Origin of the sequence: Streptomyces sp. NPDC005752, from assembly GCF_040630715.1 — a bacterium.
Lineage (GTDB): Bacteria > Actinomycetota > Actinomycetes > Streptomycetales > Streptomycetaceae > Streptomyces.
In genome coordinates, this window is the sequence record NZ_JBEXYB010000014.1 from 83,142 (window position 1) to 105,886 (window position 22,745).

Below are 22,745 nucleotides of genomic sequence, written 5' to 3' on the forward strand. Positions count from 1 at the left end.
TTCAACTCGGTTCGGCTCAGCCCCATTCTGTTCGGTTCCACTCTGCTCTGCCCGGCTCACGCGCGATACCGACTACCCGTCCGTACCGCAGACCTGATGAGCGGGCACGTACAGCGAAGAGACACACACGTGGCGTAACGGGCACGTGTGTGATGTGGACCTCGGCGTTCAACGGAAAGGAACGAGCGCTCATGCGCGAGATCCTCGGAAGGCGACGCAGGCCCCGTCGCAAGGGAAGTTCCGCCCAGCTCGACGCGGCGCTGACCTGTGCCACCCTGCGGAAATGGCCCGTGCTCCCCGGAGCGGGGCTCGCGGCGGGAGCCGTCCGCGGCGAGCGTGGCCCCGGCTGCGCCTGTCACGACCCCGAGTGCGCCGTGCCCGGCGCGCATCCCCTCGACCCCGGTCTCCTCGCGGCGACCACCGACGAGCGCATGGTGCGCTGGTGGTGGACCAGCCGGCCCACCGCCCCCGTCCTCCTGGCCACCGGCGGCCGGGCGCCCTGCGCCCTGAGTCTGCCCGCCGTCGCGGGATCCCGGGCGCTCACCGCGCTCGACGGCATGGGGCTGAGGCTCGGCCCCGTGGTGGCGACACCCACCAGGTGGTCGCTGCTGGTCGCCCCCTACTCCCTGGAGCGGCTCGGCGAACTGCTGCACGCCCAGGACCAGGTGCCCAGCTCTCTGCGCTTCCACGGCGAGGGCGGTTATCTTCTTCTGCCGCCGTACGAGGCGGATGCGGGGCAGGTGCGCTGGGAGCGTGCGCCGGCGGAGGGGGACGCCACGCCGTGGCTCCCCGATGTGGAGTCGGTCCTGGACGCGCTCGTCGAGGCGAGCAACGGCGCCCCGGACGGCGGCAGCCGTCTCACGTACTGAGCGGCCGGCTGCTGATCGCACGCGGTCACGTCGAGTGGCGGCCCACTTGGCCACGGGAAGTGGGGCCGCCCGGATACCGTGCGATCAGGCGCGTACCGGGCAGGTGCAATTGCATCCTCGGAAAAAACGTCGGCCCAGCTTTCCGGCTGTCTATTCGCAGTTCGTGGAAACGGTGCGCACGGTGATGCCGGAGTGAATGTCTTCCAGGCGCTGTGAGCCCATTCCCGGGTGGCAGGCCTCTCGATTTTCTGTCCGAAAGCGAACGCCCGGTGCGCCCTGAGGCCCGGCGTGCGCCGGGCCTCGGAGCACGGCGGAACCGGTGCCGTACGCAGGGATGCAAGGGGCGCGGACGGGCGCGGACCTGTGGCGGGAGAGATGCGCGAGGGTGAGGCGTCGGAATGGGGCCGGGCTGTCGCCGCAGGCCGCCGACGCGCCGAGTGCTCCGGCGTGCGCCCCGGCCGTACGGGCCCGGAAACGGGGGCGTCCGGCCGCTGGCGACGGGGGATGCACCAGCGACCGGACTTCCAGAACCGTAACAAGAGATCTGCCGTTAGCAAATTCGATCTCGCCTATTCGGACAGTGATTTACCGACGAGTACGAGGAGTTGTGACGGGAGTCACCGTCGCGCGTCGGCGGTCGTCACTGTCAGCTGAGCGTCACTTGGCGGTTGGTGAGCCCACCACGTGCCCGGCGCTCCTCGCCCGTCAGCGGAGCGTCCGACGCGAGGGCTTCCGCGAGCCGCTCCGCGAACTGCGCCGCGGGCTTCTCGCATTCCTCGGCCCCCATCGCGCTCGGCAGGTCCCAGACGGGGACCATCAGCCCGTGGGCGCGGAACGAGCCCACCAGCCGGGTTCCTTCGCCGAGCGAGGAGGTGCCCGCAGCGTGCAGCCGGGCGAGCGCGTCGAGGAGCTGCTCCTCCGGGTGCGGCATGACCCAGCGCAGGTGGTTCTTCTCCGGAGTCTCGCACCAGTAGGCCGCGTCCACGCCGGAGAGCCGGGTGGTGGGGATGGCCGCCGCGTTGGCGCGCTCGAGGGAGGCGGACACCTCCGCCGTGGCGTTCTCCGCGTCAGGGACCCAGAACTCGAATCCGGAGTGCACGACCGGCTCGAACGCGGCCGCGGGGTCGAGGACGTCCTGCAGTCGCGGGCCGTCGGCGGGCACCCGGCGGGCGGTGACCGGCGAACCGGGGTCGGCCTCCAGCGCACGCTGCAGAGTGTCCGCGAGGTCGCGGCTGAGGTCGCCCGACGAGGTGTCGTTCTGCAGGGCGAGCAGGACGGAACCGTCGTCACGGCGCAGCGCGGGCCAGGCCATCGGCAGCACGGTCGCGAGCGACACGGACGGCACGCCCTCGGGAAGTCCGCCCTTCAGCGTCAGCTCGACGGTGGCGGCCGGGACCAGCTCACGCAGGGCGACCCAGTCGCACTCCCCGGCGATTCCCTCGAAGGGGCGCTGAACCAGCTCGGTCACCGCGTGGGCGGCGGCGCGTCCGTGACACGCCTTGTAACGGCGGCCCGAACCGCACGGGCAGGGCTCGCGGGCCCCTACGACCGGAATCTCACCGTCCTTGAGCTGCGGCTTCCCGGCCTTGGTCTGAGGGCGCTTCTTGGCCATGGTGGGCGTCTCCCGATTGCGACAGTGCGGTCTCGGGCGCGAGCCTAGCCGTCCCTGCCATCGCCGGTGCACACCTGGCTCGGTGCCCTCGCGGCCCGCTCCGTCGTGCCGCGTGCCCGTACCGCTCTCGGCCCGTCGCTCTCAGCCCGCGTCGTCGAAGGCGTTGAGCACGTCGGTGAGCTCCAGTCCGTCGAGCGAGCCGAATCCGCTGATCCCGCGGAGCTCGTCCAGTCCGTTCAGCCCGGGCCGTTCGCGACGGGCGGGCCTCGCGGGGCCTGGGCCCGCGGTCGTGAAGCCGCCGTGTCCGTGGTCTGCGGGGACCAGCGCCCAGACGGTGACCTCGCCGACGGTGTCGTCCCGGACGCCCCACTCCCGGGCGAGGGCGCTGATGATGTTGAGCCCACGCCCGCCACGCGCGGTGACGGACGGGGTGGACGGAACCGGCCTTGTCGGCCCGCCGCCGTCGGTGACCTCCACGGTCAGGTCGCCTCTTCTGTCCACACGCCATGCGGCGCGGATGTCGCCGTCGCCCACCTCTGAGTGCTGCCCCAGCGGTCTGCCGTGCCGACAGGCGTTACTGAGGAGTTCGGAAAGGATCAGTACAGCGTCGTCGACCACGGTGTCCGCGACCCCGTTGCTGCGCAGTTGTTCGCGCATACGGTGTCGCGCCTGCCCCACGCCCGCAGGGCCATGGGGTACGGCCATGCTCGACGACGTCGGCACTTCCTGTGCCACCACAAACGCCACCCCCGAGACCTCCTTTGCCCCACGCCACGGATTGGATGCCCTCCTGGACTGCGCCGGAAACCGGCCAAAGCCCTGTCAGTGATGCACTCGTAACGATCGATTGCGGAGTGAATGCGCCGGTGCACCCCCTGTAACTGATATTAAGAGCGGCCGAGTTGTGACAGAACCTGTTTCGGGCGGTTCGTGATGATTGCTTCCACCCCTAGGCGTACACAGAGCTCGACGTCCGCCGGCTCGTTCACGGTCCACACGTGCACCCGGTGCCCCGCACGGTGCAGCCGCTCGATGTACCCGGGGTTGTTGCGTACGATCCGCATCCCCGGACCGGCGATCCGGGACCCGGCGGGGAGCCGCCCGTCGCGCAGCCGCGGCGAGACGAACTGCATCAGGAAGACGGTGGGCAGGGTGGGGGCGGCGGCCCGGACGCGGTAGAGGGACCGCGCGGAGAAGCTCATGACGCGTACCGGCGACGGACCCTCGGGCGGCGGAGTGTCGAGGCCGAACCGCCTGAGCAGGTGGAGCAGGCGCTCCTCGACCTGTCCGGCCCAGCGTGTGGGGTGTTTGGTCTCGATGGCCAGCTGGAGCGGCCGGCCGGCCGCCCGGACGTCGTGGGCCAGTTCGAGAAGCCGTTCCAGCGTGAGCACGGACGTGAGCTCACCCGGCACGGGGTCCCAGTCCGGCGACTCCTCGTGGTCCTTCCAGGAACCGAAGTCGAGGGTGGCGAGATCGGCCAGTTCCAGGGCGGAGACCGCTCCCCGGCCGTTCGACGTGCGGTTCACCCTGCGGTCGTGGACACAGACCAGCTGACCGTCCGCGGTGAGACGCACATCGCATTCCAGGGCGTCGGCCCCGTCCTCGATGGCTTTGCGGTACGCGGCCAGAGTGTGCTCGGGGGCGTCGTCCGACGACCCGCGGTGGGCGATGACCTGGATGGGAGGCCGGTGCGAGGGTAGGCGTGCGTGGGTCACCGCGTCATCGTGTCACCGGGAGACGCCCGGCACGGACACCTTGTTGCGTAGGACCGTTTTGCCTGATGTAAGGAATGGTGTGCGGATGCACAGGTCCTGCTTACAGTGGCCTGACGTGCTGTGGGAAAAGCTGACTGCAGACACGTGCACAGCGGATCTCTTGCCGAACGCCGAGTGGAACCGAGGAGTAAAGAGCTGTGAGCACCGAGAACGAGGGCAACGAGGGCAACGCGGTTCCGTCCGCACCGTCTGTTCCGTCCGTACCTCCCGTGCCGGCTGCCGCTCCCGAGGGCACCCCGCAGGGAGGCCCGCCCGCGCCGGAGGTCCCGCCCGCCGCTCCCGCGGACGCGCCGACGTCCCAGGTTCCGGGGGCCACACACCATGACGGCGCCGGTGGGGCGCACCATGACGGCGCAACCCCGGCCGCCGCCCACGAGCAGCACCCGTACGCGCCGCCGTCGCCGCAGCAGCCCCCGGCGGGCTCCGCCGGGTGGCCGCCGCCCCCTCCCGCGGTCCCCTCGTACGCGGACGGCGGCTCTCCGGCCTGGGGAGCCCCGGTGCCCTCCGATCCCGAGCCTCCGCGCAAGCGCCGGGCGAGCGGCCTGGTCGCCGCAGTGGCGGTGGCCGCACTGGTGGCGGGCGGAGTCGGCGGGGCCCTCGGCTACTGGGCCGCCGACAGCAACGACTCCGGTTCCTCGTCCGGGTCGACCACCGTCGCCGCCTCCAACAGTCCGAAGGACTTCAAGCGCGAGGCGGGCACGGTCGCGGGTGTGGCGGCGAGCGCGCTGCCCAGCGTGGTCACCATCGACGCACAGTCCGGTGACGGCGAGGGCGGTACGGGCACGGGCTTCGTGTACGACAAGGAAGGCCACATCCTCACGAACAACCACGTGGTGGCTTCCGCGGCGGACAGCGGCCAGCTGACCGCGACGTTCTCCAACGGCAAGAAGTACGACGCCGAGGTGGTCGGCCGGGCGCAGGGCTACGACGTGGCCGTGCTGAAGCTGAAGAACGCTCCGGACGGACTGACCCCGCTCGCCCTCGGCGACTCCGACAAGGTCGCGGTGGGTGACTCCACGATCGCTATCGGCGCACCGTTCGGTCTGTCCAACACGGTCACCACCGGCATCATCAGCGCGAAGGCCCGCCCGGTCGCCTCCGGTGACGGTTCCAGCAACAAGAACTCCTACATGAGTGCCCTGCAGACCGACGCCTCGATCAACCCGGGCAACTCGGGCGGACCGCTCCTGGACGCGGGCGGTGCCGTCATCGGCATCAACTCGGCCATCCAGTCCACCAGCGGCGGCGGAGTCGGCCAGTCCCAGGCGGGCTCCATCGGCCTGGGCTTCGCCATCCCGGTCAACCAGGCGAAGAACGTCGCCGAGCAGCTGATCAGGACGGGCCAGCCCGTCTACCCGGTGATCGGTGCGACGGTGACGATGGAGGAGAAGACGGGCGGCGCCGTGATCTCGGAAGAGGGCGCGGGCGGCACCCCCGCCGTCACTCCGGACGGCCCTGCGGCCGATGCGGGGCTGAAGGCGGGCGACGTGATCACCAAGTTCAACGACACGGTGGTCGAGAGCGGCCCGACGCTGATCGGCGAGATCTGGACCCACAAGCCGGGTGACAAGGTGACGCTCACCTACAAGCGCGACGGCAAGACGGCGACGGCCGAACTCACCCTGGGCGAGCGCAAGGGCGACAGCTGACCGGCTAGGCTGTTCCACGCATCGAGCCGTCCCCGGTCCGCCGGGGGTGCGGCGCCGACGCGGGGTGGGTTGCCCGAGCGGCCTAAGGGAACGGTCTTGAAAACCGTCGTGGCGCGAGTCACCGTGGGTTCAAATCCCACACCCACCGCAGGTGAACGGCCCCTGACCAGGTAAATCGGTCGGGGGCCGTCGTGCTGCAGAAGTGGCGTCGACCGGCGTGGGTCCCCGGGCCGTCGGGCATGGGACACGCACGGGGCACGGGTTTGAAGGCGGCTTCGGGGAGATCCGGAGGCCGCGTGGTGGCCCGCCACCGCTGCGGTACGTCTTCGTGTTCTGTCCCTGATGCCTGACGTGACTTGGATATCCGGTCCCGCCCGGATGAATCAGCAACTCCCGACCGCGTGGTAGATGAAGACCGTGCCGCCATCCGAATCGACCGTCTCGTAGACGTCCCACAGGGTGCCGCCGGCGCATTCCTGCGCCATGCGAAGGGCCGAGGGGCCACCCGTCGGAAACGGTACGCACTTATCGATTCTGCCCGGCGTGCGGGCGCCTCCCTTGGGTTTAGGTGCTGTCAGGGCCCTGGCCGACGCGCTGCTTATCTTCTCGACGACTATTTCGGCGTCGGGATCCACGTAATACGTGTACAGATCCTCGCCACCACTGCTCCGACGGCCTGAGGACTCCCTCTTGCGGATGCTGCCGTTGGTGATCCACCAGATCGAGTCGCCGTCGCAGCAGTCGCAGGGGTCCGTGACGCACACGCACAGGCAGGGAATGATGGGAACGCGATCTCCCCGGCTGAGGGGGTGGTCACCTCCGGGGCCCTCCAGAGGAACGGCCGTGACGCGGACTGTGGTTGCTCTTTCGACCCTGCCTGTCAGCGCCTGTTCGAACGTTTCCATTTCAACTCCTTTGCTCGGACATTTCTCCTCTCAGCCCAGACTGCCCACAGGGGTCACTGATCGCAATTTGGGCTCCCAGCGTCGTGTCCATTGCTCCCCAAGGGGTGCTTCACATAAGCGGGATGGAGAATTCCTGAGCGGAAACTCGCTGTCACGGAGCAAGTTGTGAGGGGACGTTCCTGCCTGTGTGGGGCTGGTCCGGAGAGCGGGGGCGACGGAGACGGGCCGTGCCAGGAATTCATTTGACGGTGGGTCGGGAGTGCTGGACAGACTGTGCGGGCCCCGGGTGCTCGCAAGCTCGGGGGGCATGGACCGGCGTTCGCGCCGGCGAGCACTTGCTCCTGAGCAAGGCCGTCGCGAGACGGGCGATCGCCGGTCACTCGAGCGCGGTCACCGGTGCCCGTCCGGATATGGCCGCATGAGTGGTGACGGGCCAAGTGCCTCGCGGATGTGCGGCAGCTGCCGGGGCGGCGGTGTGGGCTGCCGGAGTTGCCCAGGGCGCTGCCCCCGCTGGTCTGCTCCGCGGCCCGGGCCGCCTCGGTCCACAGGCGGTCGAGATGGCCGGGGTGCTCCTCGCTGCCCGGGAAAGAGGGCGACGAGGAGCGCGCGGTCAGGGTGTCCGGCGCGGGGTGGTCAGGCGTGCTGCGGAGGCGATCGTGGCGCGGGCCTCCTGTCCGGTGAGGCCGGTGCTCGTCGCCGCCTCGGTGAGCGCCTCCGCGAGGTCGTCGCCGAAGCCGTGTTCGTACGCGCGGCAGGCGGCCCAGAACAGGCGGGTGTTGCGCTGGCCTTCGTGTGCCTCCCGTACGAACTGGGCCAGTCCCTGACCCCGCCGGGCGGGGGACGTCCGGCCGACGGGGTGGTCGGTGTGCTGCCGGGTCGTCAGCAGGCGCAGGAGGCCGCGGGGGCAGGGGGCCGGTACCAGGTGCGCCGTACCGGGGGCGAGTCTGTAGCGGCCGTGGGCCGTGACCGATCCGGGGCCGACGAGGTAGCCGCCCGCGCCGCGTACGTCGATGCCGGGAGCGAGGCGGCCTGCCGAGTTGGACACGGAGACGCCGGACGGGCCGGTCAGCCAGAGGTGTCGGCCGCCGCTGGGCGTGAGCACCGTGACGGTGGCCGGGATGGTGAACAGGTGCTGGAGGGCCAGGTGCTGGAGCGCGGCCACGGAGTCGTTGCCGTGAACGGTGTCGATGTCGAGATCGATGCCGATCAGGCGGTGCGGCGGTCGGCCGCAGGCGATGCCGTAGCCGGTTGCCTTGGGTGCTGCGGCGAAGAGGGCGCGAACCGCGGCCGGGTCGGTGGTGGCGTCGTGGACCCCGTGCCCGGGCAGCCCGCAGGCGCCCCGGCAGCGCACGGGCGGTGTCTCGTCGCGGTGAGGAGAGCGCAGGGCGGGGAGCTTGGTGGCTGACAGCGGGAAGACGGGGAGCCCGCGCTCGGCGGCGGAGAGCGCGTGGGCCAAGGCCAGGGTGGCGGTCTGACTGTCGGTGGTGGCCATGGAGCTATTTTCGTACAGATGTTCGAGGAAGGGAAGGGGGGTGCTCGGGGTGGAGTGCTTCTTCGCGGCAGGGTTTACCAGGGGTTCGTCATACGTGCGAGGGAATCGCGCAGCATGGGCGGTTCGCCGGGGATGCGGTGGGAAGTTCTGCTCCTGCGACGTCGTGACCAGCACCGAGGCGGTCGGCCAACTGCTTCGGAACCAGCCGTACCAAGCCGCATCTTCGGTTCCTGGAGGAAATTGACATGGCAAGTATCCGTACCGCTCGCGCCCTCGCCGTCGTCGCCGCTCTGCCTCTTGCCGCCGCCTTGTTCGGAGGGGTCGCGGTGGCCGACAACGGTTCGTTCGCGAAGGACGGATCGAACGCGGCGGTGGCGACCATCGGGTCCGGCGGTGTCGGCGGGAACAACTCCGGCAATTCGTCCACGTCGCAGCAGCAGGCCGTCGGTCTCGGCGCTTCCAACCACAGCAACTCCGCCCAGGTGACCGGATCGGCCTTCACGGTGATCGACCAGTCCACGGACATCATCGCGGTCAACTTCACACCGCTCTGGTGAACTGAGAGGGTCGGCCCGTGCGGCGGTGGCCACGGCCGCTGCCGCACGGGCCGCTGCCGCATGTGTGCCCCCGTGCAGGCCGCTTCCGCGTGTGCCGGGTCGTCTCCCGGGGCGGGGCCCTGAGGTGAGGACCCTGAGGCGGGTGCGCCGTTCCTCCACCTTCAGGAGGTCGGCCCCGCCGGGCGCCTACAACCTGAGGCGGACGCGGCTTCGGGACCTGGGGCCGATCCCCTCGTCCGCGCCCGCTCCTAGCGTGGAGGAATGACCACGCCAGTCTGCACCGGCGCCTCCACGGCGGTCGCTGCCTCCGCCGGACACCGCCGTTATCCGTCGTTCTCGTCCTACGTACGGGCCAGGGGCCCCGTGCTGCTGCGCACCGCGCGTTCCCTCACCGCGAATCCGAGCGACGCCGAGGACCTGCTGCAGACCGCCCTCACCAAGACGTACGTCGCCTGGGAGCGGATCGAGGACCACCGGGCCCTGGACGGGTACGTCCGCCGCGCACTGGTGAACACCCGGACCTCGCAGTGGCGCAAGCGCAAGGTCGACGAGTTCGCCTGCGGGGAGCTCCCGGAGAAGGAGGCCCCGCCCGCGCCTGACCCGGCCGAGCGGCAGTCACTGCACGACGCGATGTGGCGGGCCGTGCTCAAGCTCCCGGACCGCCAGCGCGCGATGGTCGTCCTGAGGTACTACGAAGACCTCAGCGAGGTCCAGACGGCCGAGGTGCTGGGGGTGACCGTCGGAACGGTCAAGAGCGCGGTGTCGCGTGCGCTCGGGAAGCTCCGTGAGGATCCCGAGCTCAGCCCGGTCCGGTGACCGAGGGAGGTTCCGTGAGGATCCTGAGCTCAGCCCGGTGCGGTGACCGAGGGAGGTTCCGTGAGGATCCTGAGCTCAGCCCGGTGCGGTGACAGAGGTGCCCTCTGCCGGCGGCCCGGCCCCGGGAACCGGGAACCCGGTGACCAGGCCCCTTCCGGCGCCGCCCCGCACTCGCCCCGCAGCCCGGATCTGCGGGCCGACATCGATTCGTGCTCCCGGAAGTAGTGACATACCGCTTGGTATGTGAGCAGAATCAACGCACCTTTTCTGCCGCGTAGCGCCCACCGGGAGGACGCCGTGCTGAGCACCATGCAGGACGTACCGCTGACTGTGACCCGCATCCTGACCCATGGGATGACCATCCACGGGAAGTCGCAGGTGACGACCTGGACCGGCGAACCGGAGCCGCAGCGGCGCAGTTTCGCCGAGATCGGGGCGCGCGCCTCGCAGCTGGCGCACGCTCTGCGTGACGAGCTGGGCGTCGAGGGCGACCAGCGCGTCGCCACCCTCATGTGGAACAACGCCGAGCACGTCGAGGCGTATCTGGCGATTCCCTCCATGGGCGCCGTCCTGCACACGCTCAACCTACGGCTCCCCGCGGAACAGCTGGTCTGGATCGTCGACCACGCCGACGACAAGGTCGTCCTCGTCAACGGTTCTCTGCTCCCGCTGCTGGCACCGCTGCTCCCCCACCTGCCCTCCGTCGAGCACGTGGTGGTGTCCGGCCCGGGCGACCGCTCCGCGCTCGACGGCATCACGCCCCGGGTGCACGAGTACGAGGAGCTGATCGCGGGCCGTCCCGTCTCCTACGCATGGCCCGAGCTGGACGAACGCCAGGCGGCCGCCATGTGTTACACGTCCGGGACCACCGGGGACCCCAAGGGCGTCGTCTACTCCCACCGTTCCATCTACCTGCACTCCATGCAGGTCAACATGGCCGAGTCGATGGGTCTGACCGACAAGGACACGACCCTTGTCGTGGTGCCGCAGTTCCACGTGAACGCGTGGGGGCTGCCGCACGCGACGTTCATGACCGGCGTCAACATGCTCATGCCCGATCGCTTCCTGCAGCCGGCTCCGCTTGCCGACATGATCGAGAAGGAGCGGCCGACGCATGCCGCCGCCGTCCCCACGATCTGGCAGGGGCTGCTGGCCGAGGTCACCGCCAAGCCGCGCGACCTCTCCTCCATGGCCAGGGTCACCATCGGCGGCGCAGCCTGTCCGCCCGCCCTGATGGAGGCGTACGACAAGCTCGGTGTCCGCCTCTGTCACGCCTGGGGCATGACGGAGACGTCTCCACTCGGCACCATGTCCAACCCGCCCGCCGGGCTGACCGAGGAGCAGGAGTGGCCGTACCGCGTCACCCAGGGCCGCTTCCCGGCCGGTGTCGAGGCGCGGCTGACCGGCCCCGGAGGCGAACACCTGCCGTGGGACAACGAGTCGGCGGGGGAGCTGGAGGTCCGCGGCCCCTGGATCGCCGGCGCGTACTACGGCGGTGCGCACGGCGAGGACCTGCGTCCCGGGGACAAGTTCAGCGAGGACGGCTGGCTGCGGACGGGTGACGTCGGCGTGATCAGCCGGGAGGGGTACCTCACGCTGACCGACCGTGCCAAGGACGTCATCAAGTCCGGCGGTGAGTGGATCTCCAGCGTCGACCTGGAGAACGCGATCATGGCGCACCCGGATGTGGCCGAGGCCGCGGTGGTCGCCGTCCCCGACGAGAAGTGGGGCGAGCGTCCCCTCGCGACCGTCGTCCTCAAGGAGGGCGCCACCGCCGACTATGCGGCGCTCAGGACCTTCCTCGCCCAGTCCGTCGCCAAGTGGCAGCTGCCCGAGCGCTGGACGATCGTCCCGGCGGTGCCGAAGACGAGCGTGGGCAAGTTCGACAAGAAGGTGATCCGCAGGCAGTACGCCGACGGAGAGCTGGACGTCACACAGCTCTGAGCCGCGACGCCCCGGAGGGCCGGGGCCCGGCCGTTGCCGAAGCGGCCGGGCAGGTCGTCCGACGCCCGGGCAGGTGGTCCGACGGCCGGGAGCGGCCGCACAGGACGAGGGCGGTACGGGAACCCCCCGTACCGCCCTCGTCGTAGGCCGCCCGATGCCGTCGTCCGAGCGGGTCAGTTCGTCCCTATCTTCGCCAGCAGATCCACGATCCGGGACTGCACCTCGTCGCTCGTCGAGCGCTCGGCCAGGAAGAGCACCGTCTCACCGGAAGCGAGCCTCGGAAGGTCCGCCTCCTCCATGCCGGCCGAGGTGTAGACGACCAGCGGCGTGTGGTTCAGCGAGCCGTTCGCACGGAGCCAGTCGATGATCCCGGCGCGGCGGCGGCGTACCTGCATCAGGTCCATCACCACCAGATTCGGACGCATCCGGGTGGCGAGGTCGACCGCCTCGCTGTCACCCGCCGCCCGTGCCACCTGCATGCCGCGCCGCTCCAGCGTCTCCGTCAGCGCCAGGGCGATCTCCTCGTGTTCCTCGATCACCAGGACCCTCGGCGGATGCTGGTCGCTGTCGCGCGGGGCGAGCGCCTTGAGGAGCACGGCAGGGTCGGCACCGTACGCCGCTTCCCTGGTCGCCTGCCCCAGACCGGCCGTCACCAGCACCGGGACCTCTGCCGCAACAGCCGCCTGACGCAGCGACTGCAGCGCCGTACGGGTGATCGGCCCGGTCAGCGGGTCGACGAACAGTGCGGCGGGGAACGCCGCGATCTGGGCGTCGACCTCCTCGCGGGAGTGCACGATCACCGGGCGGTAGCCGCGGTCGCTGAGGGCCTGCTGCGTCGAGACGTCAGGCGCCGGCCATACGAGCAGCCGGCGCGGATTGTCCAGCGGCTCCGGAGGCAGTTCGTCGTCGACGGGCTGCGGCTGCGGCCGGTTGGCCACCTCTACGGCGCCCCCGGGGCCGTCCAGCGGCTCAGGCCCCTCGGCTCCCTCGTCGGGGGCGCCGATCGCGTACGAACGGCCCTCGGACGCGGGGGCGGACATCAGACGGCCGGAACCGCTGCCCTGCACGGTGTTTCCCTGCGCCTGCGCCTGCGCCGTGGGCTGCGGAGGCGCAGGCGCAGGAGCGGGCTGCGCAGGCGCGGGGGCCATGGCGGGCGGGGCCTGGTGCTCGGCCTCGGGCGGGGCGGCGAGCTTACGGCGCCGGCCCGCACCACCGAGCGTCTGGTTCTGCTGGTGCGCGAGGTGCTGCGCGAAGGGCACGCCCTGCCCCAGGGTCCGCACGCTGAAAGCGCGGCCCTGGGTCGAGTCCGAGGAGGCCGGCATGGGCGCCTCGGCGGGCAGCGGCTGGCGTCGTGCGTCAGGGACGGGCACCGGCGCGTCGGTGTCGGCCGGGTGCGGCTCCGGTGCGGGGGCGGAAGCGGGCGCGGGGCCGGCCGGAGCGGCGATCGTGCCCGTGGTGTGGGTGGTGCCGGCCGGGCCGGCCCAGGGCCCGTCACCGGCCGGGTCCGTGTCGTCCACACGAGCCGGTGCGGCCTGCTCCTGCACCGGGGCGCCGCTCTGCGCCCAGTCGGGCTGCGGAGGAACGGCGGGCAGCGGCTGGCCCGGAACGGGATGGCCCGGGCGAGCCATCGGCTCCGGAGCATCCGAGGGCCGTGCCCTTCGGCGGCCGGACGGTGCGGGGTGCGGTTGCGGCGGGGTGTGATCCGCGTCCGGCGCGGTCCGTACGGCGTCGTGGCGCTCGGGCAGCGAAGCGCTCCCGGCCGTGACCGGCTGCGCGCCCGGGGGCACGGGCCGGGGCGCGGCCGGTACGGGGACGGGCTGCGGGGCGGGTGCGGCCGGGCTCCCGGCCGGCGGTGCCACGACAGGTGAACCCGGAGCCACCGGCGGGATCCGGTCCGCCGCGGCAGGCGGCAGCGCGAAGGCCGTGCGCGGCCCAGTGGGCTCGGCCGCCGCGGCGCGTTCCTGTGCCGCGGCGAGAGCCCGGCGGGCCCGTCGTCCTCCGGGCTGCTGATCCTGCTGCGCCTGCTGAGCCGGGCCCTCGGGTGAGGCGAGGGCGGGCAGCGCGGGCCGGCCGCCGCCCTGCTGACCGGTCCGCCCGGAGGCGTTCTGCGGCACACCCTGGGGCGGCACCGTCTGTCCGCGCTGCGGGCGTCCGCCGCCCCCCTGCGCACCCTCGGCCGCCGTGACCACGGACCCCTCCGAGGGGGCGGAGGCCGCCGCGGGGAGCGCCAGCGCCTGCCGGGGCTGCTCCGCCGGGGCTTCCGCACCCGACTCCGCGGGGCTGGGCCGGCCGCGCCTGCGGCCGGAGCCCTCGCTCCGCTGAGGCGCGGTCAGCTCCTCTTCCTGCCGCTGTTCCTGCGGGGGAGTGGAATCACGGCGTGCCCGGCGCCGGCCGGTCGGCTCCGCCGCCGCGGTGTCGCCGGACTCCGGAGCGTCCGCTTCCGCGTCGACAGAGCTGTCCAGGAACGCGTCCGTCGACGCCCGGCGCGCGCGGCGGCGGCCGCCCTGTGCGGGCTGGGGAGCGGGCTCCGGTACGGCGATCTCCTCGGGCACCGCTACGGCGGTTTCCTCCGCCACCGGGAGCGGCGGGGGCGCGACGGTCCCGGAGCCCGTGCCGAGCGGCACCTCCAGGACGTACGCGCTGCCGCTCATCCCGGCCATCTCGTGGGTCTGGAGCACACCGCCGTGCGCGCGTACGATCCCGCGGACGATCGGCACATGCACCGGGTCGCCCCCGGCGAACGGCCCGCGCACCTCGATGCGTACGACGTCACCCCGCTGCGCCGCGGCCACGACGACCGTGGAGTCGACGTAACCGCCGCCCGGCACCGGCCGGGCCTTGCCGGTCGAGTCGACACCTGCCACGTCGGCGACGAGATGGGCGAGTGCCGTGATCAGACGGCTCGCGTCGACCTCGGCCTCGATCGGCGGTGCGTGCACCGCGAACTGCGCACGCCCGGGACCGATCAGCTCGACCGCGCCGTCGATGCCCGCGGTCACCACGGCGTCGAGCAGCACCGGCTGCTTGACGAGATCCTCGGTGCCGGTGTCCAGGCGCTGGTAGCTCAGTACGTTGTCGACGAGCGTCGTCATGCGCGCGTAGCCCGCGGCCAGGTGGTGCAGGATCTGGTTGGCCTCGGGCCAGAGCTGACCGGCCGGGTCCGCGGCGAGGGCCGAGAGTTCGCCTCGCAGCTCCTCCAGCGGCCCACGCAAGGACTCGCCGAGCACGGCTGTCAGCTGGGTGTGCCGCGCTTCGAGACCGGTGAGACGCTCCGCCTGCTCCTCCAGCTCGGAGGCGTACCGCTCGGTCCGGTCCGCGCTCTCGGCCGCGTGCTGTTCGGTGAGCGCGGTGACCTCGGCACGGTGGTTCTCGGTGAGCGCGGCGACCTCGCTCCGGTGGCTTTCCGTGAGCGCGGCGATCTCGGCGGCGTGCTGCTCGGCCAGCCCGGAGACCTCACCGGTGTGCTGCTGCGTCAGCTCCTCGAACGGCCTGCGGTCGGTGAACGTCATGACGGCGCCGACCAGCTGGTCCCCGTCGCGCACCGGCGCGGTCGTGAGGTCCACCGGTACCTGGGCACCGCTCTTGGACCAGAGCACCTGCCCGCGCACCCGGTGCTTGCGGCCGGACCTCAGGGTGTCGGCGAGCGGCGACTCCTCGTAAGGGAACGGGCCGCCCTCCGCGCGGGAGTGCAGGATCAGCGGGTGCAGCTCCTGGCCGCCGAGGTCGCTGGCGCGGAAACCGAGGATCTGTGCGGCGGCGGGGTTGACCAGGACGACCCTGCCGTCCGTGTCGGTGCCGACGACACCCTCCGAGGCGGCCCGCAGGATCATCTCGGTCTGGCGCTGCGAACGGGCCAGCTCGGCCTCCGTGTCCACAGTGCCGGAGAGATCCCGTACGACGAGCATCAGCAGCTCGTCGCCGGTGAAGCTGGAGTGGATGTCGTTGTATCCGGCCTGACCGCTGTCCAGGGAGGCACTGGTGACCTCGACGGGATAGTCGGTGCCGTCCGTCCGGCGCGCGGTCATCCGCGTCGGCTTCGTCCTGCCCTGCTCGTCCGCGGTGTCCGGCGTGCGCATCGACCCCGGGATCAGCCTCGAGTCGAACTCGGGAAGCAGGTCGAGCAGTCCGCGCCCCACGAGCGCGGTGCCCGGGGTCTCGAACATCTCGAGTGCGATGGTGTTGGCGTTGACGACCGTGCCGTTGCAGTTGACGAGCAGGAGCCCGTCCGGGAGGGCGTCGAGGATGGCTGCGAGGCGAGCAGCGCCTCGGGATGGCCTGCTGCTCACGAGACGCTTCCTCCCTGAATACCGCACCTTGCCGACAGCGGGCCCGATCCTGCCCCTCGGGCCTCAGGCTGTCACTGGAGGAGTCTAAAGGCAGGGAGCGCGTGGCGGGCGGTGGATGAGGGGGAGCTCTCACCAAGGTTCTGTGCGCACGGTGTACGCCGGGGGGTCATGTCGCGAGCTCGGGCGCCCCCTCTGACGTGCGTCGATGCGCTGCGACAGGGTTCGCGGGCGGCCCGAAGTGCCCCTGGAACACGCCTGAACGGGCCCCGGGGGCGGCCTGTGTGCGCCCCCGGGTGCGTCGTCCCGCCCGGGCTGAGCCCCGGCGCACGCTGCGCCGAACCGGTTACCTCGCGGAGGGGAGCACCGGCACCAGATCGTTCCACCGCGAGATCTCGCAGCCGTTGGCCCGGCTGAACCGGGCGTCGATGTCAGTCCCCTGCCAGGTGCCCTGCACCCGGGCGGCGGCCGGCCCGCCGGCCTGCTGGGTGCACATGGCGTTGCGGTCCGTGGCCGTGAAGGGGTTGTCCCCCGACTCCGCGGCCTCGTCCAGCAGGTCGCAGGCACGCTGCGCGGCGGGGTGACTGCCGCCCGCCGGGCCGCACTCCAGCTCGAAGGTCCCGTCGGCCGCCGGGTTCCCGGACTCCGAGACCGTCACGGTGAGCCGGGTCCTCATGTCCTGCGCAGCCGGCCAGTCCCCTTGGAGCAGGGGAAGCGGGGGCAGCGGTACGAGGGGGGACGCGGCCGTGGCGACGGGCGCGGCGGCGGACAGCGCGGCGAGGGACGCGACGGCGGTGAGGGTGAGGCGGCGCAGCATGCGGGGCTCCTGTTGTTCTGGCGCGCCCTGGAGCGCGCCGGCCTGCTCCGGTGCACGGCCGGGTGAGGGCGGGCGCCGGGGACATGGGTGTCGGGACGGAGGGCGGAGCCCTCGTTCTCTCTAACGCTCCTTACGCCCGCACGTTGCGCAACTCATGGGGGGCCGACCGGAAAAGCGGCTCCCGAACGTCTGACCGGTCCGCGGTGGAAGCCCGGACGCTGCGCCCGGCCGGGCGCGCAAGGGCGGGCGGGCGCAGCCAGGTCCCCCGCAGGGCGCTTTGCCTCGCCGCCCACCTGCCTAGTACCGTGGGCGGCGATTGGTGACAGCGCGCTCGACTGTGTCATCATCTGCACGCACCACTCGCGCTTGCGCGAGGTGTGCTGGAGGCGTCGCCTAGTCCGGTCTATGGCGCCGCACTGCTAATGCGGTTTGGGTCTTAAAGCCCATCGAGGGTTCAAATCCCTCCGCCTCCGCAAGATCCCGAAGCCCCGTGCCCCCGGCACGGGGCTTCGGTCTTTCCCGGCCGCGCGAACTTGCTCCAGAACGGAGTTTTCGCAGCTCAGCCCTGGTTTGGCTAATGGATTTCGCGTCACGGCACAGGTCATGTAATGTTGTTCTCGCAACGCCGACCGGGGAGAAAAAACCGGGAAGCGGGACCGAGGCTCAGGCCGAGGACAAGCACTCGTAGCTTAACGGATAGAGCATCTGACTACGGATCAGAAGGTTGCAGGTTCGAATCCTGCCGAGTGCACAGCAGGCCAGAGGCCCTCAGGAGAAATCCTGAGGGCCTCTGCCGTTTGCGCCTGCGCCATGGCGGTACCTGTACCGCTCTGCCCCGGGAACCGGCCGGACGGGGCTGACGGGTGAAGGGGCATCATGCCCGATGCCAGGACCGGGACGACCGGGCCGAGTCCCCTTCGCCTGCGAGGCGGCGGAGTCTCGGGCCCGGCCGGGTCAGGCCGACTCCTTGACGGTCGTGGCCGCTCCGGCTCGCTCCCGCACCACGCGGCGGCGCCGGACCGGGAGCCCGAACGTCGGGTTGCCGACCCCCCAGGCCGCGCCTTTGCAGACCAGCTCCTTGTAGACGGCGGCGAGCCGTCCGGTCAGGGCCGCCCGGACCGCGCGGTCGTCGGCGGTGACGTACTGGATCAGGCCCTCCCTGCGCCCCAGGGAGATGCACTGGTTGAAGTAGCGGATCGGCACGGTCGGAAGCTTCGCGCCGGTCAGGCGTGCCGCGATGGCGTCGGAGGCCTGCAGCGCGGTGAAGCCGCCCGAGGCGCACGACATCCGTAGCGGCTTGTCTCCGGGGCCCATCGCCATGGCCGCGTCGCCGATGGCGTAGACGTCCGGGTGCGAGGGCGAGCGCATGGTCCCGTCGACCACGATCTGGCCCGTGCCGGTGACTTCCAGCGTGGTCGCCTGCGCGATCGGGTGGACCGCGAAGCCGGTCGTCCACACGGTGACCGCGGCGGGGATCTTCTCGCCGTCGGCCGTGGTGACGTGGCCGGCCTCGACGGCGGTGACGGCCGTGTGTTCGTGCACGGTGATGCCGAGTTCTCCGAAGACCTTCCGCACGTGTCCGCGGCCCTTGGGCGAGAGCCAGTCGCCGAGCGTGCCTCGGGCGGCGAGGGCGACATCGAGGTCCGGGCGGGCCTCGGCGATCTCGGTCGCGGCCTCCAGGCCCGTGAGGCCGCCGCCTACGACGACAACGGGCTGACCTGCGTCCAGACCGGCAAGACGCTCGCGCAGGCGGAGTGCTCCGGGGCGCCCGGTGATGTCGTGGGCGTACTCGGTGGTGCCGGGGACGCCCTGGGTGTTCCAGCCACTGCCGAGGGCGTACACAAGGCTGTCGTACTCCAGGTCCTCGGTGCCGGTCGCGCCGGGGGCGCTGACGGTGACGGTCCTGCGGTCGACGTCGACGCCGGTGACCTTCGCGAGCTTCAGTTCGACGCCGGTGCCCGCGAACATCTTCCCGAAGGCGCGCGGTTCGAGGTCGTGGCCGACCGCCAGCTGGTGCATCCGGACGCGCTCGACGAAGTCGGGCTCGGCGTTGACGAGGGTGATCGAGACGTCCTCGCGGTGGAGGCGCCTGGCGAGGCGGCCGGCGGCTGTGGCCCCCGTGTATCCGGCTCCGAGGACGATGATGCGGTGCTTCATTTTCCTGCTCCTGTCTCGCGGGTTCGCCACTTGAACCGGGCAGGCCTCCGTTTCCTGACAGGGCCGCGATGTGAAGCACGTCACGCCGCGGTCAGAAGGGGATGAGCAGGGGCTCCCCGTGATCGGAGGCCGCCCACTGCCGGGTCGCGCGTTCGAGCTTGTCGGGGTTGACCTGGCTGCGGAACGCGGCGATGCCGCCGGCGGTGATCTCCAGGCACATGACGGCGATGACCCGGCCGTCGAGAACGACCACGAGGGACGGGGTGTTGTTCGCGGCCGCGGCGTAGACCGAGGGGGAGCCCCCCACGAGGGCGCGCTTGGCCTTTCCGGGCGTGAACATGCCCCGCATGAACCTGGCCACCGCGGGTGCGCCCTCGAACGGTGTGGCGCGGGCCGGCACCTTTCCGCCGCCGTCGCCGATCGAGACGGCGTCGTCGGTGAGCAGCCGCAGGAGGGGCTCGGTCCGGCCGCCGGCGGCGGCCGTGAGGAACTCGGCGACGATCCGGTGGGCGGCGGTCTCGTCGATCTCGGTGCGGGTCCTGCCCTCCGCGACGTGCTTCCTGGCGCGGTGGAAGATCTGCTGGCAGGCGGCTTCGGTGATGTCGAGGATCTCCGCGATCCTCCGGTGCGGGTAGTCGAACGCCTCACGCAGCACGTACACGACCCGCTCGTTCGGGGAGAGGCGCTCCATGAGGGTGAGGACCGCGTACGAAACGGATTCGCGCTGCTCGGCGGTGTCGGCAGGGCCGAGCATCGGGTCCCCGGCGAGCAAGGGCTCGGGCAGCCACTGGCCCACATAGGTCTCGCGCCGGGCGCGTGCCGAGGTGAGCTGGTTGAGGCACAGGTTGGTCAGGACCTTCGTCAGCCAGGCCTCGGGGACCTCGATGCGGCCGGTGTCGGCGGCCTGCCAGCGCAGGTACGTGTCCTGGACGGCGTCCTCGGCATCGCTCGCGGAGCCGAGGAAGCGGTAGGCGATGGCCTTCAGGCGGGGCATGGAGGCCTCGAACCGCTCCATGTCGTTCATGGTCGGAGCCATGGCCCGGATCCTAGCCCTCGTGGCGGGCGCCCGGCCGTCGGGTGCGCGGTGCGGGTGCCGGGCACCCGACCGGGCCGAACCAGTTCGGTCTGCGGCGTGGCCCCGCCGGTGGTGGCGTGGCGTCGGCCGAGAAGCCTCGTCCGTTAGGGTCTCCACGCGTCTCGTGGCGCGAGCGGAGAGGGGCGGCATGGGTGGCTGGCGGTGTACCGGGCTGCGCTGGCCCCACGGGGAGCCCGCGCTCGGGTGGGCGCGGAGCGACGGGTCCGGGCGGGGGCGGGTCAGCGTCCTCGCGTACGGCAGGGAGCTCGGGTTCCGGGCCGGGGGAGAGCGGACCTGCCTGGGCGCGCGCGGGAACCCGTGCCCGGTCGCGGCCGTGGTGCCCGCACGGAGTACGGGGGCGCGGTGCGCGGAGTGCGCGCGGCTGGACCGGGCGCACTCGGTGGCCGCCGACACGATTGCCGACGACCCGCGGACGTACCGCGTCTATCTGGCCTGGTTCGGTCCGGGCATGGTCAAGGTCGGCATCACCGGTGAGGCGCGGGAGGCCGCCCGGCTGCGGGAGCAGGGTGCCGTGGTCTTCAGCTGGCTGGGGCGTGGGCCGCTGATGGCCGCGCGGCGTACGGAGGAACTGCTGCGCTCGGCGCTCGGGGTGCCCGACCGGATCCCGTACGCGCGCAAGCGTGCCGCGCGGGACGAGCTGCCGGGGCCGGCGGAACGGGCCGCCGAGATCGAAGCGCTGTACGGGCGCGCGGCGGCGCTGGAGGGCGCCGGGTGGCCCGAGGCGCTGGAGCGGCTGCCGTTCGAGGCGGTCGACCACGCCGGGGTGTTCGGGCTCGACGGGGTGGGGCCCGCGGCGCGCGTGGTGACGGAGCTGGTGGGCGGCGGTGCGGTGGCCGGGCGGCTGGTGGCGGCGGCCGGGCCCGACCTGCATCTGGAGACCGCCGGCGACGGGATCGTCGTGCTGGACACGCGACTGGTCACCGGCTGGGACCTGGTGGGCGCCGACGCGCGGGCGGGGCTGAGCGTGCCGGTCGTGGCCGCGGGGGCCGGTGGCGTGCAGGACGGGCTGTTCTGACATCGTCACCGGAGATCGTTCCCGGTGACGTACGAGGCGGGAGGTGGGGCGGATGAGCGGCGACGACCGTGACCGTGACGACGTCGTGCGGTTCTGGCAGGGGCTCGGGCTGCCCGGGATCATCGATGTCCACACGCACTTCATGCCGGAGCGGGTGCTCAGCAAGGTGTGGGCGTACTTCGACGCCGCGGGACCGCTGACCGGGCTGGAGTGGCCGATCACCTACCGGCGGGACGAGGACGAGCGCCTCGCGTTGCTCCGTTCGTTCGGCGTGCTCCGGTTCACCTCGATGCTCTACCCGCACAAGGCCGGCATGGCGGCATGGCTCAACGGCTGGGCGGAGGCGTTCGCGGCCCGGGTGCCGGACTGCCTGCACACCGCGACGTTCTTCCCGGAGGAGGGCGCGGAGACGTATGTGCGCGAGGCGGTCGAGGCAGGCGCGCGCGTCTTCAAGTCCCATCTTCAGGTGGGTGGCTACGACCCGAACGATCCGCTGCTGGAGCCCGTGTGGGGGCTGTTGGCGGAGGCCGGTGTCCCGGTGGTGACGCACTGCGGTTCCGGGCCGGCTCCCGGCGCGTACACGGGCCCCGGGCCGATCGGACGGCTGCTGTCCCGCCATCCCCGGCTGAAGCTGGTGGTGGCGCACATGGGGATGCCGGAGTACGCGGAGTTCCTGGGGCTGGCGGCGGTGTACCCCGGGGTGCGGCTCGACACGACGATGGCGTTCACGGACTTCACCGAGGGCCTCACGCCGTTCCCGGCGGCTGAGCGCGGGCGTCTGGCCGATCTGGGGGACCGGATACTGCTCGGCACGGACTTCCCGAACATCCCGTATCCGTACGCCCATCAGCTGCACGCCCTGGAGCGGCTCGGCCTGGGCGACGCGTGGCTGCGGGCGGTCTGTCACGGGAACGCGAGCGAGCTCTTCCGGCAGGCATGAGGGCCCGCCGACGCGTTTCTCAGGAAATTCACAGGTAGGCGAAAGCTCGTTCTCACGGCCGGCTCACAGGCTTGAGGCCATGACGACGACCTCGCCCCAGGGGCGTACAGAACTCCTCAGGCCCGACCACAGCCCCGTCCGCGTACTGGTCGTGGACGACGAGGCCCCGCTCGCCGAGCTGCTCTCGATGGCCCTGCGCTACGAGGGGTGGGACGTGCGCAGCGCCGGGGACGGTGCGGGCGCCGTCCGTACGGCACGCGATTTCCGCCCCGACGCGGTGGTCCTCGACGTGATGCTCCCCGACATGGACGGGCTGGCCGTGCTGGGCCGGCTGCGGCGTGAGATCTCGGACGTGCCGGTGCTGTTCCTGACCGCGCGTGACGCGGTGGAGGACCGGATCGCCGGGCTCACGGCGGGGGGCGACGACTACGTCACCAAGCCGTTCAGCCTGGAGGAGGTCGTGGCGCGGCTGCGCGGTCTGATCCGCCGTTCCGGCACGGCGGCGGTCCGCAGCGAGTCGACCCTCGTCGTGGGCGATCTGGTGCTGGACGAGGACAGCCACGAGGTGAGCCGGGGCGACCACTCGATCCACCTCACGGCGACCGAGTTCGAGCTGCTGCGTTTCCTGATGCGCAACCCGCGCCGGGTGCTGAGCAAGGCTCAGATACTCGACCGGGTCTGGAACTACGACTTCGGCGGCCAGGCCAATGTCGTCGAGCTGTACATCTCCTACCTCCGCAAGAAGATCGACGCGGGGCGCACCCCGATGATCCACACCCGTCGCGGGGCCGGGTACCTGATCAAGCCCGGGGAGTAGC

Annotated in this window: 17 protein-coding genes and 3 tRNA genes; 11 read left to right on the plus strand and 9 right to left on the minus strand. The window is 71.7% G+C overall.

Going from position 1 to position 22,745, the window contains the following annotated elements:
• The first annotated feature begins 191 nt into the window (after nt 1-191).
• Nucleotides 192-869: a bifunctional DNA primase/polymerase gene (locus ABZ441_RS14335; RefSeq protein WP_358972636.1), complete on the plus strand. Its 678-nt coding sequence runs from the start codon at nt 192-194 to the stop codon at nt 867-869.
• 646 nt (nt 870-1,515) lie between these two features.
• Here ABZ441_RS14335 and ABZ441_RS14340 read toward each other — a convergent pair.
• The 3 genes from ABZ441_RS14340 to ABZ441_RS14350 form a co-directional block, all read right to left on the minus strand.
• The gene (locus tag ABZ441_RS14340) at nt 1,516-2,481 is read right to left on the minus strand and encodes a DUF5926 family protein (RefSeq protein ID WP_358972639.1); all 966 of its coding nucleotides are present in this window, start codon (nt 2,479-2,481) and stop codon (nt 1,516-1,518) included.
• A gap of 141 nt (nt 2,482-2,622) precedes the next feature.
• Complete coding sequence (locus tag ABZ441_RS14345) at nt 2,623-3,186, minus strand: ATP-binding protein (RefSeq protein ID WP_358972850.1); 564 nt, start codon at nt 3,184-3,186, stop codon at nt 2,623-2,625.
• A 182-nt stretch (nt 3,187-3,368) separates the two neighbouring features.
• Nucleotides 3,369-4,196, minus strand: coding sequence for a glycerophosphodiester phosphodiesterase (locus ABZ441_RS14350; protein ID WP_358972642.1), 828 nt, complete (start codon nt 4,194-4,196; stop codon nt 3,369-3,371).
• Between the two features lie 197 nt (nt 4,197-4,393).
• Here ABZ441_RS14350 and ABZ441_RS14355 point away from each other — a divergent pair, with 197 nt between their 5' ends.
• Both ABZ441_RS14355 and ABZ441_RS14360 read left to right on the plus strand, forming a co-directional pair.
• Nucleotides 4,394-5,905, plus strand: coding sequence for a trypsin-like peptidase domain-containing protein (locus tag ABZ441_RS14355; RefSeq protein ID WP_358972645.1), 1,512 nt, complete (start codon nt 4,394-4,396; stop codon nt 5,903-5,905).
• A 63-nt stretch (nt 5,906-5,968) separates the two neighbouring features.
• A tRNA-Ser gene (locus ABZ441_RS14360) sits at nt 5,969-6,053 on the plus strand.
• A gap of 235 nt (nt 6,054-6,288) precedes the next feature.
• On the opposite strand, the gene ABZ441_RS14365 is transcribed toward ABZ441_RS14360, so the two are convergent.
• Complete coding sequence (locus tag ABZ441_RS14365; protein ID WP_358972648.1) at nt 6,289-6,810, minus strand: hypothetical protein; 522 nt, start codon at nt 6,808-6,810, stop codon at nt 6,289-6,291.
• Between the two features lie 610 nt (nt 6,811-7,420).
• Nucleotides 7,421-8,302: a bifunctional DNA primase/polymerase gene (locus ABZ441_RS14370; protein WP_358972651.1), complete on the minus strand. Its 882-nt coding sequence runs from the start codon at nt 8,300-8,302 to the stop codon at nt 7,421-7,423.
• A 245-nt stretch (nt 8,303-8,547) separates the two neighbouring features.
• Here ABZ441_RS14370 and ABZ441_RS14375 point away from each other — a divergent pair, with 245 nt between their 5' ends.
• The 3 genes from ABZ441_RS14375 to ABZ441_RS14385 all read left to right on the plus strand — a co-directional run bounded on the left by ABZ441_RS14375 (nt 8,548) and on the right by ABZ441_RS14385 (nt 11,619).
• Entirely contained in the window at nt 8,548-8,859 is a 312-nt protein-coding gene (locus ABZ441_RS14375; protein WP_358972654.1) for a hypothetical protein, read from the plus strand.
• A 261-nt stretch (nt 8,860-9,120) separates the two neighbouring features.
• Nucleotides 9,121-9,675 (plus strand): SigE family RNA polymerase sigma factor, encoded by a 555-nt coding sequence (locus tag ABZ441_RS14380; protein ID WP_358972657.1) that lies wholly within the window; start codon nt 9,121-9,123, stop codon nt 9,673-9,675.
• Between the two features lie 297 nt (nt 9,676-9,972).
• Nucleotides 9,973-11,619, plus strand: a complete 1,647-nt coding sequence (locus tag ABZ441_RS14385) for a long-chain fatty acid--CoA ligase (protein WP_358972660.1) — start codon at nt 9,973-9,975, stop codon at nt 11,617-11,619.
• A gap of 173 nt (nt 11,620-11,792) precedes the next feature.
• Here ABZ441_RS14385 and ABZ441_RS14390 read toward each other — a convergent pair whose 3' ends face one another.
• Nucleotides 11,793-15,905: a PAS domain-containing protein gene (locus tag ABZ441_RS14390; RefSeq protein WP_358972663.1), complete on the minus strand. Its 4,113-nt coding sequence runs from the start codon at nt 15,903-15,905 to the stop codon at nt 11,793-11,795.
• 343 nt (nt 15,906-16,248) lie between these two features.
• Nucleotides 16,249-16,719: an SSI family serine proteinase inhibitor gene (locus tag ABZ441_RS14395; RefSeq protein WP_358972666.1), complete on the minus strand. Its 471-nt coding sequence runs from the start codon at nt 16,717-16,719 to the stop codon at nt 16,249-16,251.
• 382 nt (nt 16,720-17,101) lie between these two features.
• On the opposite strand from ABZ441_RS14395, the gene ABZ441_RS14400 reads away from it, so the two are divergent.
• Nucleotides 17,102-17,192 (plus strand) — tRNA-Ser (locus ABZ441_RS14400).
• A 205-nt stretch (nt 17,193-17,397) separates the two neighbouring features.
• Nucleotides 17,398-17,470, plus strand: a tRNA-Arg gene (locus ABZ441_RS14405).
• 203 nt (nt 17,471-17,673) lie between these two features.
• On the opposite strand, the gene ABZ441_RS14410 is transcribed toward ABZ441_RS14405, so the two are convergent.
• Together ABZ441_RS14410 and ABZ441_RS14415 are read right to left on the minus strand one after the other, a co-directional pair.
• Nucleotides 17,674-18,876, minus strand: a complete 1,203-nt coding sequence (locus ABZ441_RS14410; RefSeq protein WP_358972669.1) for an FAD-dependent oxidoreductase — start codon at nt 18,874-18,876, stop codon at nt 17,674-17,676.
• Nucleotides 18,877-18,967: 91 nt separating this feature from the next.
• Entirely contained in the window at nt 18,968-19,912 is a 945-nt protein-coding gene (locus ABZ441_RS14415) for an RNA polymerase sigma-70 factor (protein WP_358972672.1), read from the minus strand.
• Nucleotides 19,913-20,099: 187 nt separating this feature from the next.
• Between ABZ441_RS14415 and ABZ441_RS14420 the strand changes: the two genes are divergently transcribed.
• From ABZ441_RS14420 to ABZ441_RS14430, 3 genes are all read left to right on the plus strand, one after another.
• Complete coding sequence (locus ABZ441_RS14420; RefSeq protein ID WP_358972675.1) at nt 20,100-20,987, plus strand: DUF2797 domain-containing protein; 888 nt, start codon at nt 20,100-20,102, stop codon at nt 20,985-20,987.
• A 52-nt stretch (nt 20,988-21,039) separates the two neighbouring features.
• Complete coding sequence (locus tag ABZ441_RS14425; RefSeq protein ID WP_358972678.1) at nt 21,040-21,927, plus strand: amidohydrolase family protein; 888 nt, start codon at nt 21,040-21,042, stop codon at nt 21,925-21,927.
• 79 nt (nt 21,928-22,006) lie between these two features.
• The gene (locus ABZ441_RS14430; protein WP_358972681.1) at nt 22,007-22,744 is read left to right on the plus strand and encodes a response regulator transcription factor; all 738 of its coding nucleotides are present in this window, start codon (nt 22,007-22,009) and stop codon (nt 22,742-22,744) included.
• The last annotated feature ends 1 nt before the right edge of the window (nt 22,745 follow it).

Bases quoted from the DNA above. Each gene is read 5' to 3' on its own strand.
- ABZ441_RS14335 (WP_358972636.1), top strand. From the start codon at position 192: ATGCGCGAGATCCTCGGAAGGCGACGCAGGCCCCGTCGCAAGGGAAGT.
- ABZ441_RS14340 (WP_358972639.1), bottom strand. From the start codon at position 2,481: ATGGCCAAGAAGCGCCCTCAGACCAAGGCCGGGAAGCCGCAGCTCAAG.
- ABZ441_RS14345 (WP_358972850.1), bottom strand. From the start codon at position 3,186: ATGGCCGTACCCCATGGCCCTGCGGGCGTGGGGCAGGCGCGACACCGT.
- ABZ441_RS14365 (WP_358972648.1), bottom strand. From the start codon at position 6,810: ATGGAAACGTTCGAACAGGCGCTGACAGGCAGGGTCGAAAGAGCAACC.
- ABZ441_RS14370 (WP_358972651.1), bottom strand. From the start codon at position 8,302: ATGGCCACCACCGACAGTCAGACCGCCACCCTGGCCTTGGCCCACGCG.
- ABZ441_RS14375 (WP_358972654.1), top strand. From the start codon at position 8,548: ATGGCAAGTATCCGTACCGCTCGCGCCCTCGCCGTCGTCGCCGCTCTG.
- ABZ441_RS14380 (WP_358972657.1), top strand. From the start codon at position 9,121: ATGACCACGCCAGTCTGCACCGGCGCCTCCACGGCGGTCGCTGCCTCC.
- ABZ441_RS14395 (WP_358972666.1), bottom strand. From the start codon at position 16,719: ATGCTGCGCCGCCTCACCCTCACCGCCGTCGCGTCCCTCGCCGCGCTG.
- ABZ441_RS14410 (WP_358972669.1), bottom strand. From the start codon at position 18,876: ATGAAGCACCGCATCATCGTCCTCGGAGCCGGATACACGGGGGCCACA.
- ABZ441_RS14415 (WP_358972672.1), bottom strand. From the start codon at position 19,912: ATGGCTCCGACCATGAACGACATGGAGCGGTTCGAGGCCTCCATGCCC.
- ABZ441_RS14420 (WP_358972675.1), top strand. From the start codon at position 20,100: ATGGGTGGCTGGCGGTGTACCGGGCTGCGCTGGCCCCACGGGGAGCCC.
- ABZ441_RS14425 (WP_358972678.1), top strand. From the start codon at position 21,040: ATGAGCGGCGACGACCGTGACCGTGACGACGTCGTGCGGTTCTGGCAG.
- ABZ441_RS14430 (WP_358972681.1), top strand. From the start codon at position 22,007: ATGACGACGACCTCGCCCCAGGGGCGTACAGAACTCCTCAGGCCCGAC.